The organism is Roseovarius salincola, from assembly GCF_026891095.1.
Taxonomy (GTDB): Bacteria; Pseudomonadota; Alphaproteobacteria; order Rhodobacterales; family Rhodobacteraceae; genus Roseovarius; species Roseovarius salincola.
The window spans coordinates 188,308-202,199 of record NZ_JAPTNL010000002.1 but is presented as its reverse complement, the minus strand read 5'-3'; the positions used below and the strand labels follow the sequence as shown (position 1 = coordinate 202,199).

Here is a 13,892-nt window from a genome sequence, read left to right as displayed (position 1 = left end):
CTCAGCCGACCTTGCAGGCCGACAGAACCGCCATGTTCAGGATATCGCTGGCGGTGGCGGTGGTCGAGCAGATCTGAATCGAGCTGTCGAGCCCGGCGAGAATCGGGCCGATCACCGTGGCGCCGGCCATTTCCTGCATCAGCTTGACCGAGATCGACGCCGAATGCCGCGCCGGAACCACCAGCACATTGGCCGGACCGGTCAGGCGCTGGAACGGATAGGCGTCCTGCGCCAGCCTGTTGAGCGCCACATCGACGGTCATCTCGCCCTCATACTCGAAATCGACGCCGCGACGCGCCAGTACATCCGGCGCGAGATGCATCTTTTCGGCGCGCTCGGATTTCGGATAGCCGAAGGTAGAGAAGCTGACGAAGGCGACGCGCGGCTCCAGCCCGAGATGGCGGGCGACATCCGCAGCGCGGGTGGCGATATTGGCGAGGTCCTCTTCGTCGGGCCATTCATGCACCAGCGTATCGGCGATCAGGACGATCCGCCCCTTGTGCAAAAGCGCCGTGACGCCAGCGACGCCATGTTCGGCATCGGCGTCGAAGACGTGGTTGATGCGTTCCATCACATGGGCGGATTTGCGGGTGGCGCCGGTGACAAGCCCGTCGCCATGCCCATGCGCCAGCATCAGCGCGGAGTAGACATGCCGGTCGCGGGCGGCCATGCGGTGGATGTCCTGGCGGTCATGGCCCTTGCGTTGCAGGCGGGTATAGAGAAATTCCTTGTAGTCCTCGAGCTGGTCGCTTTTGGCGGCGTTGGTGACTTCGATCTCGCGGACGGCATCGCCAAGGCCCGCGGCCTCCAGCTTGGCCTTCACGTCGTCGTCGCGGCCCACCACGATCGCCTTGCCCAGACCGGTGCGCTGATATTGAACGGCGGCGCGCAGCACGCGGGGGTCGTCGCCCTCGGCAAAGATCATCCGGGCCTGGGCGTTGCGGGCGCGGGCGTTGATCGAGCGCAGGATGCTGGCGGTCGGGTCAAGCCGCGCCTTGAGCGATTGTTCATAGGCTTCCATGTCGACGATGGGACGCCGTGCCGCGCCGGTATCCATGCAGGCCCGCGCCACGGCGGGCGGAACGGTGTGAATGAGGCGCGGGTCAAACGGTGTCGGGATGATGTAATCGCGCCCGAAGGCCAGTTTCCGGCCATAGGCAACCGCGACCTCATCGGGCACATCGGCGCGCGCCAGGCTGGCGAGGGCCTCGGCGCAGGCGATCTTCATCTCGTCGTTGATCGCGCGGGCATGGACATCGAGCGCGCCGCGGAAGAGGTAGGGAAAGCCCAGCACGTTGTTGACCTGATTGGGATAATCCGAACGGCCGGTGGCGACGATGGCGTCGACGCGCACCTCGTGGGCCTCTTCGGGGGTGATTTCGGGGTCGGGATTGGCCATGGCGAAGATCACCGGGTTGTCGGCCATGCTGGCGACCATGTCCTGGGTCACCGCGCCTTTCACCGAGACGCCGATGAACACGTCGGCATCCTTCATCGCCTCTTCGAGGGTGCGCAGGCCGGTCTTGACGGCATGGGCCGATTTCCACTGGTTCATGCCATCGGTGCGGCCCTGGTAGATCACGCCCTTGGTGTCGCAGGCGATGCAGTTTTCGGGGCGCGCGCCCATGGATTTCAACAGTTCGATACAGGCGATGCCCGCCGCGCCCGCGCCGTTGAGCACGATACGGCAATCCGCCAGTTTCTTGCCCGAGATGTGCAGCGCGTTGATCAGGCCGGCGGCGCAGATCACCGCCGTGCCGTGCTGGTCGTCGTGAAAGACGGGGATGTCCATCTGTTCCTTGAGCGTCTGCTCGATGATGAAACATTCGGGCGCCTTGATGTCTTCGAGGTTGATACCGCCGAAGGTCGGCCCCATCAGGCGCACGGCGTTGATGAATTCGTCGGGGTCTTCGGTGTCGAGTTCGATGTCGATCGAGTTCACGTCGGCGAAGCGCTTGAAGAGGACGGCCTTGCCCTCCATCACCGGCTTGGAGCCCAGCGCGCCGAGGTTGCCAAGACCCAGAACGGCGGTGCCGTTCGAGATGACCGCGACCAGATTGCCTTTGTTGGTGTAATCATAGGCCAGTTCGGGATTGGCGGCGATCTCCTCGCAGGGGACGGCGACGCCGGGAGAATAGGCCAGCGACAGATCCCGCTGCGTGGTCATGGGCACGGTGGCCTGAATCTCGAACTTGCCGGGCGAGGGTTCGAGGTGGAAGGTCAGTGCCTCTTCGCGGGTGAATCTGGGTCTGGACATGGGGCGGCCTTATGCAATTCCGTCGGTCGTTCGTTCTGGTTCGATCCTCCATAGCGATGGTTTGCCGCCGCCTCAACTGCTAGCCGGATTTCGGGTTTCCGCCCGTGCCGCGCCTTTGTAAGGTTCACGCCAATCAGACGGGGGTCGAAGTGACATCAGCGCAATCCGCCGTGACGCCGATGATGGCGCAGTATCTTGAGATCAAGGCCGGTTATCCGGGGGCATTGCTGTTCTACCGGATGGGCGATTTCTACGAGCTTTTTTTCGACGACGCGGTGGCGGCGGCCGAGGCGCTGGATATCGCCCTGACAAAGCGCGGCAAGCATCTGGGCGACGATATTCCGATGTGCGGCGTGCCGGTGCATTCAGCCGAGGGCTATTTGCTGACGCTGATCCGCAAGGGGTTTCGCGTGGCGGTCTGCGAGCAGATGGAAAGCCCCGAAGAGGCCCGCAAGCGTGGCGCAAAATCGGTGGTGCGGCGCGAGGTGGTGCGGCTGGTCACGCCGGGAACCCTGACCGAAGAAAGCCTGCTGGAAGCGCGGCGGCATAATTACCTGGCGGCCTTTGCAAGGGTGCGCGGCGAAGGCGCGCTGGCCTGGGTGGATATTTCGACCGGCAGTTTTCATGTCATGCCCCTGCCGGAAATCCGGCTTGGGCCGGAACTGGCGCGGCTGGCGCCGAGCGAAGTCATCCTGGCCGAGGGCGATAGTGCCGATCTGGGTGAAATCGTGACTGAATCAGGTGCGTCCAACAGCGAACTGGGGCGCGCGGCCTTTGACAGCGCGGGCGGCGAAAAGCGGCTTTGCGATCTGTTCAAGGTGGGCACGCTGGATGCGTTCGGCACGTTCACGCGGCCCGAACTGGGCGCGATGGGCGCGATCGTCGAATACCTCGAGATCACGCAGAAGGGCAATCTGCCGCTGCTGCAAGCGCCCCAGCGCGAAGCACAAACGCGGGTGATGCAGATCGACGCCGCCACGCGCCGGAACCTCGAGATCACCCACTCGATGAGCGGCGGCAAGGCCGGGTCGCTGCTGGCGGCGGTGGATCGCACCATGACCGCAGGCGGCGCGCGGCTTTTGGAGCGGCGGCTATCAAGCCCCAGCCGGATGCGCGATGTCGTGCAGGAGCGGCTGGATTCCGTGGCTTTTGCGGTGGAACAGGGTCGATTGAGCGAGACCCTGCGCGACGCGCTGCGCAAGGTGCCGGACCTTGACCGTGCGCTGTCACGGCTGGGGCTGGACAGGGGCGGGCCGCGGGACCTTGCGGCGATCCGCAACGGGCTGGCGCAGGCCGAAGAAATAGCCGGGATCGTCGCGGATCAGGATTTGCCGGGCCTGCTGGCCGCAGCGGCGGGTGATCTGACGGGGCATGATGACCTGTTGGACCTTCTGGACCGGGCACTTGTGGCGGAGCCGCCGTTATTGGCGCGCGATGGCGGCTTTATCGCACCCGAATATGACGCCGAACTGGACGAGGCGCGCAAGCTGCGCGACGAGGGGCGGGGCGTGATCGCGGCGATGCAGAGCGAATATCAGGAGCTGACCGGGATTCAGAGCCTGAAAGTCAAGCACAACAATGTGCTGGGCTATTTCGTCGAGGTCACGGCGACCCATGCCGACAAGATGCTGTCGGCGCCGCTGAACGAAACATTCAAGCACCGCCAGACCACCGCGAACCAAGTGCGCTTTACCACGGTGCCGCTGAGCGAGATGGAAACCCGTATCCTGAACGCGGGCGGGCGGGCGCTTGAGATCGAAAAGCGGCTCTATGACAGCCTGAAAGCGGCCATTCTGGACCAATCCGCCGGGGTTTCGCAGGCCGCGCGCGCGCTGGCGGAACTGGATCTGGCCACGGCGCTGGCCGATCTGGCGCGCGGCGAGGATTGGTGCCGCCCCAAGGTGGATGACAGCCGCGCGCTGGAGATCGAGGCGGGGCGCCATCCTGTCGTGGAACAGGCGCTGCGCCGCGACGGCGCGCCCTTTATCGCCAATGACTGCCATCTGGGCGGCGAAAGCGATATCTGGCTGCTGACCGGCCCGAACATGGCCGGTAAATCCACCTTTCTGCGCCAGAACGCGCTGATCGCGCTGTTGGCGCAGGCGGGCAGTTTCGTGCCTGCGCGCAAGGCGCATATCGGCATGGTCAGCCAGTTGTTCAGCCGGGTCGGGGCATCCGACGATCTGGCGCGGGGGCGGTCGACCTTCATGGTCGAGATGGTGGAAACCGCCGCGATCCTTAATCAGGCGGACGATCATGCGCTGGTGATCCTGGACGAGATCGGGCGCGGCACGGCCACTTATGACGGGCTGTCGATTGCCTGGGCAACGCTGGAGCATCTGCACGGCGTCAACGGATCGCGGGCGCTGTTCGCGACGCATTATCACGAGCTGACCAATCTGAGCGACAAGCTGGAGCGGGTCGAGAACGCAACGGTCAGCGTCAAGGAACATGATGGCGAGGTGATTTTCCTGCACGAGGTGCGGCGCGGCGCGGCCGATCGCAGTTACGGCGTGCAGGTCGCCAAGCTGGCCGGGCTGCCCGACGCGGTGGTCGAGCGGGCGCGGGTGGTTCTGGATGCGCTGGAAAAAGGCGAGCGCGAGGGCGGCACCGCGCAAAAGGCGCTGATCGACGATCTGCCACTGTTTTCCGCGACCCCGCCGCCTGCGCCACCGCCCGCGACGCGGGACTCCGGTGTTGAGCAGCGGCTGGCGGATATTCTGCCCGATGAACTGACCCCGCGCGAAGCGTTGGATCTGATTTACGAGCTGAAGGCGTTGACGCGGGGGTGAGCCGGGGGCGTCCGGTTTTCCGGTATGTTCGCGTCGAAAACGGGGGTGGGCCGGGCAGGATGCCCGGCCTACGGGATGGTTCAGCCGCGGTTTGACGAGACGCCGACCTGCGCGGGGCGCAAGATGCGGTCATGCAGCAGGAAGCCTTCGGTCGAAACCTGGATGATCTCGCCGGCCTTGGTGCCGGGTACGGGGGCTTCGAACATGGCTTCGTGATGCTGGGGGTCGAACTTGTCGCCGATCTGGGGTGAAATCCGCGTGATGCCGTGCTTGGCGAATACGTTCAGCAGTTCACGCATTGTCAGCTCGATCCCTTCGATCAGCGCGGCGGACACCTCTTTTTGCTCGTCGGTGGCGGCTTCGAGCGCGCGTTTCATGTTGTCATAGATCGGCAGCATGTCGCGCGACAGCTTGGAGCCGCCGTAATTCTCGGCCTCGCGGCGGTCTTTCTCGGAGCGTTTGCGCGCGTTTTCGGCATCGGCCAGGGCACGCATGAACTTGTCATGCAGCTCGGCACGTTCGGCGCGCAGCGATTCGAGCTCGGCCTCGGTGTCGGAAATCTCCTGCTCGGCAAGAGCGTGCTCCTCGGCCTCCGCATCTTCGATATCGTCAAGAAAGTCGTCGTTCTTCGGCTCTGCCATGTCTCACCTCTAGCTACGGTCCGCGATCAGTTTGCCAACCAGTTGCGCCGTGTAGTCCACGATCGGCACGATGCGTCCATAATTCAGGCGGGTGGGGCCAATGACGCCCACCGCACCAATGATCTTTCGGTCTGCGTTCATATATGGAGAGACCACCAGAGAGGAACCCGAAAGTGAGAAAAGTTTGTTCTCGGAGCCGATAAAAATGCGCACACCGTCGCCTTCATCGGCGAGTTCCAGGAATTCGGCGATGTCGCGCTTGCGTTCCAGGTCGTCAAACAGCGTGCGGATGCGCTCGAAATCGTCCTGCTCTGTGCCGCTTTCCAGCAGATTCGCCTGGCCGCGCACGATCAGGCGCTCATAGCTGTCGCCATCTCCATCCCAGACGGCAAGGCCGCTTTCCACGAGATCCTGCGCCAGCGTGTCGATTTCCTGGCGCCGTTCGCTGATCTGGCTGGCGATGACGCGCTGCAATTCGCTGAGCGTGCGGCCCTCGGCCAGGGCGTTGAGGAAATTGGCCGCCTCGCGCATCGAGCTTGGCGTCTGGCCCGGCGGGGGCGTGAATATCCGGTTCTCCACATGACCGTCGCCAAAGACCAGCACCACCAGCGCGCGGTCATGGGCGAGGCTGACGAATTCGATATGCTTGATCGGGGCCTCGTGCTTGGGCGCGAGCACAAGGGAGGCGCCCTGCGTGACGCCCGAGAGAGCCGAGCCGATGCGGTCAAGCATGCCGGTCACGTCCTGCGAGTTGCTGCCAAGGGTCGCGTCGATCATCTCGCGGTCGGTGTTCTGAAGGTCCCCCACCTCGAGCAGGCCATCGACGAACATGCGCAGCCCCTCCTGCGTCGGCACGCGCCCGGCACTGACATGGGGGCTTTCAAGAAGGCCGAGATATTCCAGATCCTGCATCACGTTGCGGATCGTGGCCGCGCTGACCTTTTCGCTGAGGTCCCGGGTCAGGGTCCGCGACCCGATGGGCGCGCCCGACAGAAGATAGGATTCGACCACTCGGCGAAACACTTCGCGCGAGCGTTCGTTCATCTCTTCGAGTATCTTTCCGCTGTCGGTCATGTCTCGGGCTATCTGCTCTGATCTGCCATTAAAGGCGGGCGGTGGAAAAGGTCAATCGGGGTTGCTATCTGGTTGGCGCGGGCTGTATCCCCGGCTTCAGTTCAAAAAGGAATGACATCATGCGGCCTTCAGGTAGAGACTTAAGTGAGATGCGCGCCGTTTCAATCGATACGGGTGTCACGAAACATGCCGAAGGGTCTTGCATGATCCGCATGGGGGACACCCATGTTCTGTGCACAGCCAGCCTGGAAGACCGGGTGCCGCCGTTCATCAAGGGCTCTGGCCTGGGCTGGGTGACGGCAGAATACGGGATGCTGCCGCGCTCCACGTCGTCGCGGATGCGGCGCGAGGCGACGGCGGGCAAGCAAGGCGGGCGCACCGTGGAAATCCAGCGCCTGATCGGGCGGTCGCTGCGCGCGGGCGTGGACCGGGTTGCACTTGGCGAAAGGCAGATCACGGTGGATTGCGATGTGATCCAGGCCGATGGCGGCACGCGATGCGCGTCGATCACCGGCGGCTGGATCGCGCTGCGGCTGGCGGTGAACAAGCTGCTGAAGGTCGGCGACATCATCAGCGATCCGCTGGTTGATCCGGTGGCCGCCGTGTCCTGCGGCATCTATGCGGGCCAACCAGTGCTGGATCTGGATTATCCCGAGGACAGCGAGGCCGGCGTTGATGGCAATTTCATCATGACCGGGTCAGGCCAGCTGATCGAGGTACAGATGAGCGCCGAGGGGGCGACATATAGCCGGGAGCAGATGAATCAGCTGATGGACCTGGCCGAAAAAGGCGTGAACGAGCTGGTATCGGCGCAAAAGGCGGCCGTGAATGCGTAAGTTCGATGGCGATACCCTGCTGGTGGCGACGCATAACGCGGGCAAGCTGGAAGAGATCGCGAACCTGATCGCGCCATTCGGCGTTGCGGTGGTGGGTGCCGCCGAAAAAGGGCTGGGCGAGCCCGAGGAAACCGAGACGAGTTTCGTCGGGAACGCCCGGATCAAGGCCCATGCGGCGGCCCGCGCCACCGGGCTGCCCGCGCTTTCGGATGATTCGGGAATCGAGATCGACGCGCTTGACGGTGCGCCGGGGGTGTTTACTGCCAATTGGGCGGAAACCGGCAATGGGCGCGATTTCATCATGGCGATGGGCAAGGCGCATGACCGGCTGCTGGAAAGCGGCGCGCCACAGCCCTGGCGCGCGCGGTTCTGCTGCACGCTGGTCCTGGCATGGCCCGATGGCCATGACGAGGTTTTCCCCGGTATCGTCGAAGGGCGGATTGTCTGGCCGATGCGTGGCCATGAGGGGCATGGGTATGACCCGATCTTCCAGCCCGACGGACATGATCAGACCTTTGGCGAGATGGATCGCTGGGCAAAGAACCGTATCAGTCATCGCGCCGATGCCTTTGCCAAGCTGGTCCAGGGTTGTTTTGGCTGAGGATTGGGAACACGGGGGCTTTGGCCTTTATGTTCACTGGCCATTCTGCGAGGCCAAGTGCCCCTATTGCGATTTCAACAGCCATGTGCGCAGGGAAATCGACCAATCCCGCTGGCTCAGAGCCTATTTATCCGAGATTGACAGATATGCGGCCCTGTTGCCGGGGCGAGTGCTGAAAACGGTTTTTTTCGGCGGCGGGACGCCCAGCCTGATGGACCCCGAGGTGGTCGGCGCGATTCTTGAACGGGTGCGGCGGGCCTGGCCGGTGGCGAATGATCTTGAGGTCACGTTGGAGGCCAATCCCGGCTCGGTCGAGGCAGGGCGGTTTCGGGGCTATGCCGACGCAGGGGTTTCGCGCGTATCCATGGGCATTCAGGCGCTGAACGATGCGGACCTGCGGCGGCTCGGGCGTATTCACAGCAGGGCCGAAGCAATACAAGCCTTTGATATTGCACGACAAAACTTTGATCGTGTCAGCTTTGACCTGATCTATGCCAGGCAAGACCAGGATTTACGCGCCTGGCAGGCGGAGCTGCGTGAGGCGCTGTCGATGGCGGTGGATCACCTGTCGCTTTACCAGTTGACCATCGAACCCGGCACCGCCTTTGGCGACCGCTTTGCCAAGGGCGGGCTGCGGGGCCTGCCCGAGGACGATCTGAGCGCCGATATGTATGACGCCACCCAAGAGCTGTGCGAGGCCGCGGGCATGGGCGCCTATGAGATTTCGAATCATGCGCGACCCGGCGCGGAATCTCGCCATAACCGGATATATTGGCGCTATGGCGACTATGCCGGGATCGGGCCGGGCGCGCATGGGCGCATCACATTGGACGGCCAGCGCCGCGCGACCGAAGCCTGGTCGAACCCGGAAAAATGGCTCGGCGCCGTTGGGCGCGGTTGCGCCGAAAAGGCGCAGGCAGGCATTTCGCCCACCGATCAGGCCGATGAATACCTTATGATGGGATTGCGTCTGCGTGACGGAATCGACCTTGATCGCCACACGGCACTGGCGGGCAAACCGCTGGCAAAGGAGCGGCTGGATGAATTACGGGATCTTGGAATGATCGAGACCGATACAGGCCATTTGCGCACCACAGCCAAGGGGCGGCCAGTGCTGAACGCGATTATCCGCGCCCTGATCGGAGGCTAGGGGGTGCGGGCGCTCTGGGCCACTTTGGGCTTGATCAGTGTCGCATTGGGCTTGTTGGGGGCGGTGCTGCCGCTCTTGCCGACGGTGCCCTTCATGTTGCTGGCGGCATATTGCTTTTCGCGCTCGTCCGAGCGCCTGCATAACTGGCTTATCACCCATCCGCGTTTTGGCCCTGCCATCCTGGATTGGCGTGAGCGCGGGGCGATCAACCCGCGGGTCAAGCGGGTCTCGACCGTCGCGATTTTAGCGGTGTTCGCTATTTCGTTGATCATCGGGCTGAAACCGTTGCTCTTGGCGATTCAAGGCGCGGTTCTGGCCTGTGTGATGCTGTTCATCTGGACTAGGCCGGGTTACTGACGCTGAGAATGCGGCACAGGGTGTCAAGTTCATCAAGTGATTCGTAGCTAATGGTGATCTGGCCTTTTTCCTGCCCCGGCTTGTGGTTCAGGGCGACTTTCATGCCCAGATTGGCCGACAGATCGCCTTCGAGCGCCTTGGTGTCGGCGTCCTTCTCGGGGTTCTGGCGCTGCTTGGGCTTGGCGCCATCGGAAAAGATGTTTCCAACAGGCTTTTTGGCCAATTTCTCGGTTTCGCGCACCGACAGGCCCTTTTTGATGACCTCGCGCGCCAGCGCGGCGGGATCGTCGGCGGTGATCAGCGCGCGGGCATGGCCCGATGAGAGCTTGCCGTCGCTCAAATAAGTCAGCACCTCGTCGGGCAGGCCCAGAAGGCGGACGCAATTGGCGATATGGCTGCGGCTTTTGCCAAGAACCTCGGACAGCTTTTCCTGCGTGTGGCCGAATTTCTCCATCAGTTGGCTGTACCCGGCGGCTTCTTCGACCGGGTTGAGGTCGGCGCGTTGGATATTCTCGATAATGGCGACTTCCAGCACCTCGGTATCATTGAAATCGCGTACGAGAACAGGGATTTCGTGCAGCTTTGCGATCTGCGCGGCACGCCAACGGCGCTCCCCGGCGACGATTTCAAAGGAATCGGGCTTACCGGGGGCGGGCCGCACGATCAGCGGCTGGATGATGCCCTTTTCCTTGATCGAGTTCGCCAGATCCTCGAGCTGCTGCTTGTCAAAGCTGCGGCGCGGCTGATCCGGATTCGGGTTGATCTTTTCGATCGGCACGCTGCGGTCGGCGGGTTTTGACGCCTCGCTGCTGGCGGTGCTATCGTCGTTCACATCGGCCATCAGGGCAGACAGCCCCCGACCAAGACCGCGTTGCTTGCTTTTCTTGTCGGCCATCGGAGGCTCCTTTATGCGGCTGCCCGCGATTGGTTGGACATCAGTTCCCTGGCCAGATCGCGATAAGCCAGCGCGCCCTTTGAGGTGGAGTCATACTGCAGCACGGGCAAGGAATAGGACGGCGCCTCGCTGACCCGGACATTGCGGGGAATGCGCGTATTGAACACCATCGGGCCAAGGTTGTCGCGCGCGTCCTGTTCGACCTGTGCCGACAGGTTGTTGCGCGAATCGAACATGGTCAGAACGATACCCTCGATGCGCAGGCCCGGATTGGCGGATTGGCGCACCTCGCGAATGGTCAGCATGAGCTGCGACAGCCCTTCGAGCGCGAAAAACTCGCTTTGCAGCGGCACCAGAACGGAATGCGCCGCGACCATGGCGTTGACAGTCAGAAGGTTCAGCGATGGCGGGCAGTCGATCAGGATGTAATCAAGCCCGTAAACATCCATCGCGTTCTGGCGCAGGGCGTCGTGCAGCAGGAAACTGCGCTTCTCACTGGCGATCAGCTCCATGTCGGCCGAGCTGAGATCGACGGTTGCGGGGACGATCAGAAGATTTTCGAGCGCGGTTTTGCGGACCACCTCGTTCAGCTCGATTTCCTCAAGCAAAAGTTCATATGTGGTATATTCACGTTCGGACGGCGCAATACCTAGTCCTGTAGAGGCATTCCCCTGGGGATCGAGATCGACGATCAGAACCTTCTGACCGGCCTCGGCCAAGGCGGCGCCAAGGTTGATGGTGGTCGTGGTCTTGCCGACGCCGCCCTTCTGGTTGGCGACAGCGATGATCTTGGGACCGCGTGGGCGGGTGGGATCAGACACGGGCGACTCCTGTGATGGTCAGAATGACGGGGCCTGTTTCGGTTTCGCTTGTAGCAAGTTGATGGCTGAAGTTCCATGTTCTTTGCGCGGTCTCCAGCTCTTTCCGCCAAGATTCGCCCTTGGGGAAGATCGCGGTGCCACCGCTGCGTAAATGGCGGGCGCAAAAGCCCAGAAGTCCATCAAGATCGGTCAATGCGCGGGCCGAGATCACGTCGGCCTCGAGCGGCGACGTTTCCTCGATCCGGGCATTCACGACCCTTGCGGGCGCGCCGGTCTCACGAATCACTGTGCGCAGGAAAGCAGATTTGCGCGAATCGCTTTCCACCAGCGTGACGCGGGCGGGGGAGCCATGCTCCATCGCCATGATTGCGATCACGAGCCCCGGAAAGCCGCCGCCGGACCCGAGGTCGACCCAATGCCCGACAGGGTGTGGGGCAAGGCGATATGTCTGGGCAGAATCGATAAAATGACGGGTCCAGAGGTCATCAAGGGTGGGGCGGGCAACCAGGTTGATCTTTTGCGTCCACTTGCGCAGCAGCACCTCATAAGTCTTCAGGCGCTCGATTGTTTCACGTGAAACATCAAGCGCGTTGCCGCCGCTCATGCGGATTTCTCGCGCCGAGCCATGCGAAGCCGCGCGAGGATGAGCGTCAGGGCCGCCGGGGTCATCCCGTCAATACGCCCGGCCTGCGCCAGATTGGTGGGGCGGGAAGCGGTAAGTTTCGTCTTCAACTCATTGGACAGCCCATCGACCGCCTGAAAGTCGAAATCACCGGGAATATCTTGCGCCTCGTCGCGCTTCATCATCTGAACGTCACGCTCCTGCCGCGCGATGTAGTTGGCATAAAGCGCGTCTTTCTCAAGCTGCGCGCGCGAAAGCGCATCGACATCCGCAAGCGTCGCGTCAAGTTCGATCAGGCGCGCAAAATCGATATCCGGGAAGGCCAGAAGCTGAAACCCTGTGCGGCGAGAGCCATCCTGATTGACCTTGAGGCCGATATTCACAAGCTGACGTGGCGTGTAGCTTTGGGATTCGAGGCGCGCGCGGGCGGCGCTCAGGCGGTCCATCTTGCTTTCAAAGGCACGTTGACGCGCGGGGCCAACGCAGCCAAGGGCAATTCCCATGGGCGTCAGGCGTTGATCAGCGTTATCGGCGCGCAGCGACAGGCGAAATTCGGCGCGCGAGGTGAACATGCGGTAGGGCTCGCTGACGCCACGGGTAATCAGATCGTCGATCATCACCCCGATATAGCTGTCGGAGCGGCTGAAAGTGGCCGGATCACGGCCCTTGACCGCGAGCGCCGCATTCAGCCCCGCCACAAGCCCTTGCGCAGCGGCCTCTTCATAACCGGTGGTTCCATTGATCTGCCCCGCGAGATAAAGCCCCGGCACGGACTTGACGGCGAGGGTAGCATCCAGCGCGCGCGGATCGATGTAATCATATTCGATGGCATAGCCGGGTTGCAGGATCACGGCATCCTCGAGCCCACGGATCGAACGAACATAATCGTATTGCACCTCTTCGGGCAGGGAGGTGGAGATGCCGTTCGGATAAACGACATTGTCCGAGAGGCTTTCGGGTTCAAGGAATATCTGATGCGAGGTCTTGTCAGCAAAGCGCACGATCTTGTCCTCGATGGACGGGCAATAGCGCGGGCCGATCCCGTCGATATGGCCGCCATACATCGCGGAGCGATCAAGGTTCTCGCGGATGATCTGATGGGTTTTCTCGTTGGTGTGAGTGATCCCGCAGCTGACCTGACGCGCGGACACACCGGCGGACATGAAGGAGAACAGCACCGGGTCGTCATCGCCGGGCTGCTCCTCGAGGGTGTCCCAGGCGATGGTGGCGCCGTCGAGGCGCGGAGGCGTGCCGGTCTTGAGGCGGCCGAGATCAAGGTCAAAGGAATCTATGCGCTCTGCCAACTTGATCGAGGGCTTGTCGCCCATCCGGCCACCGGGGCGGGAAACGTCGCCGATATGGATCACGCCGCGCAGAAAGGTTCCGGTGGTCAGGACCACCGCGCCTGCCGCAATTTCACTGCCATCGGCCAAGATCACGCTGATAACGCGGTCGCCGGACATGAGGAAATCGGCGGCTTCTCCTTCGATGATCGTGAGACCCGGCTGCGATTCTACTTCGGAAAGCATGGATTCGCGGTAGATCTTGCGATCCGCCTGCGCGCGCGGCCCCTGAACGGCAGGCCCCTTACGGCGGTTGAGCAACCGGAACTGAATCCCGGATTTGTCGGCAACGCGGCCCATGACGCCATCAAGCGCGTCGATCTCACGCACCAGATGACCTTTGCCCAGGCCGCCGATCGCCGGGTTGCAGGACATGACACCGATGCCGGATTTGTTCAGCGTCACCAAGGCAGTGGATGCCCCTACGCGCGCCGAAGCATGCGCGGCATCCGCGCCCGCGTGGCCTCCGCCAATGACAACGACATCAAAATGTTTCACGTGAA

At 62.7% G+C, this 13,892-nt stretch carries 12 protein-coding genes; 5 read left to right on the top strand and 7 right to left on the bottom strand.

Going from position 1 to position 13,892, the window contains the following annotated elements; genetic code table 11:
* Position 1: 1 nt before the first annotated feature.
* Positions 2-2,257, bottom strand: a complete 2,256-nt coding sequence (locus N5A93_RS03550) for an NADP-dependent malic enzyme (RefSeq protein ID WP_268953685.1) — start codon at positions 2,255-2,257, stop codon at positions 2-4.
* 179 nt (positions 2,258-2,436) lie between these two features.
* Here N5A93_RS03550 and mutS point away from each other — a divergent pair, with 179 nt between their 5' ends.
* Positions 2,437-5,049: a DNA mismatch repair protein MutS gene (gene mutS / locus N5A93_RS03545; protein ID WP_268953962.1), complete on the top strand. Its 2,613-nt coding sequence runs from the start codon at positions 2,437-2,439 to the stop codon at positions 5,047-5,049.
* An 80-nt stretch (positions 5,050-5,129) separates the two neighbouring features.
* Here mutS and N5A93_RS03540 read toward each other — a convergent pair whose 3' ends face one another.
* Together N5A93_RS03540 and hrcA are read right to left on the bottom strand one after the other, a co-directional pair.
* Positions 5,130-5,690 (bottom strand): nucleotide exchange factor GrpE, encoded by a 561-nt coding sequence (locus tag N5A93_RS03540; RefSeq protein ID WP_268953684.1) that lies wholly within the window; start codon positions 5,688-5,690, stop codon positions 5,130-5,132.
* Positions 5,691-5,699: 9 nt separating this feature from the next.
* Positions 5,700-6,764: a heat-inducible transcriptional repressor HrcA gene (gene hrcA / locus N5A93_RS03535; protein ID WP_268953683.1), complete on the bottom strand. Its 1,065-nt coding sequence runs from the start codon at positions 6,762-6,764 to the stop codon at positions 5,700-5,702.
* A 119-nt stretch (positions 6,765-6,883) separates the two neighbouring features.
* Here hrcA and rph point away from each other — a divergent pair, with 119 nt between their 5' ends.
* From rph to N5A93_RS03515, 4 genes are read left to right on the top strand one after another with little or no spacing between them, the layout of a single operon-like run.
* A complete protein-coding gene (gene rph / locus N5A93_RS03530; RefSeq protein WP_268953682.1) occupies positions 6,884-7,600 on the top strand; it encodes a ribonuclease PH in 717 nt (238 codons plus the stop codon).
* A complete protein-coding gene (gene rdgB, locus N5A93_RS03525; RefSeq protein WP_268953681.1) occupies positions 7,593-8,201 on the top strand; it encodes an RdgB/HAM1 family non-canonical purine NTP pyrophosphatase in 609 nt (202 codons plus the stop codon). The genes rph and rdgB overlap by 8 nt, the downstream gene beginning before the upstream one ends.
* Entirely contained in the window at positions 8,164-9,351 is a 1,188-nt protein-coding gene (hemW, locus tag N5A93_RS03520) for a radical SAM family heme chaperone HemW (protein WP_268953680.1), read from the top strand. Before rdgB ends, hemW begins: the two co-directional genes overlap by 38 nt.
* A gap of 3 nt (positions 9,352-9,354) precedes the next feature.
* On the top strand, positions 9,355-9,708 hold the full coding sequence (locus N5A93_RS03515) for a YbaN family protein (protein ID WP_268953679.1): 354 nt from the start codon (positions 9,355-9,357) through the stop codon (positions 9,706-9,708).
* Here the strand turns inward: N5A93_RS03515 and N5A93_RS03510 are convergent.
* From N5A93_RS03510 to mnmG, 4 genes are read right to left on the bottom strand one after another with little or no spacing between them, the layout of a single operon-like run.
* The gene (locus N5A93_RS03510) at positions 9,692-10,603 is read right to left on the bottom strand and encodes a ParB/RepB/Spo0J family partition protein (RefSeq protein WP_268953678.1); all 912 of its coding nucleotides are present in this window, start codon (positions 10,601-10,603) and stop codon (positions 9,692-9,694) included. The genes N5A93_RS03515 and N5A93_RS03510 overlap by 17 nt on opposite strands.
* Before the next feature lie 11 nt (positions 10,604-10,614).
* On the bottom strand, positions 10,615-11,424 hold the full coding sequence (locus tag N5A93_RS03505) for a ParA family protein (RefSeq protein WP_268953677.1): 810 nt from the start codon (positions 11,422-11,424) through the stop codon (positions 10,615-10,617).
* Positions 11,417-12,028 (bottom strand): 16S rRNA (guanine(527)-N(7))-methyltransferase RsmG, encoded by a 612-nt coding sequence (rsmG, locus tag N5A93_RS03500; RefSeq protein ID WP_268953676.1) that lies wholly within the window; start codon positions 12,026-12,028, stop codon positions 11,417-11,419. Before rsmG ends, N5A93_RS03505 begins: the two co-directional genes overlap by 8 nt.
* Complete coding sequence (mnmG, locus tag N5A93_RS03495; RefSeq protein WP_268953675.1) at positions 12,025-13,887, bottom strand: tRNA uridine-5-carboxymethylaminomethyl(34) synthesis enzyme MnmG; 1,863 nt, start codon at positions 13,885-13,887, stop codon at positions 12,025-12,027. Before mnmG ends, rsmG begins: the two co-directional genes overlap by 4 nt.
* Positions 13,888-13,892 lie beyond the last annotated feature (5 nt).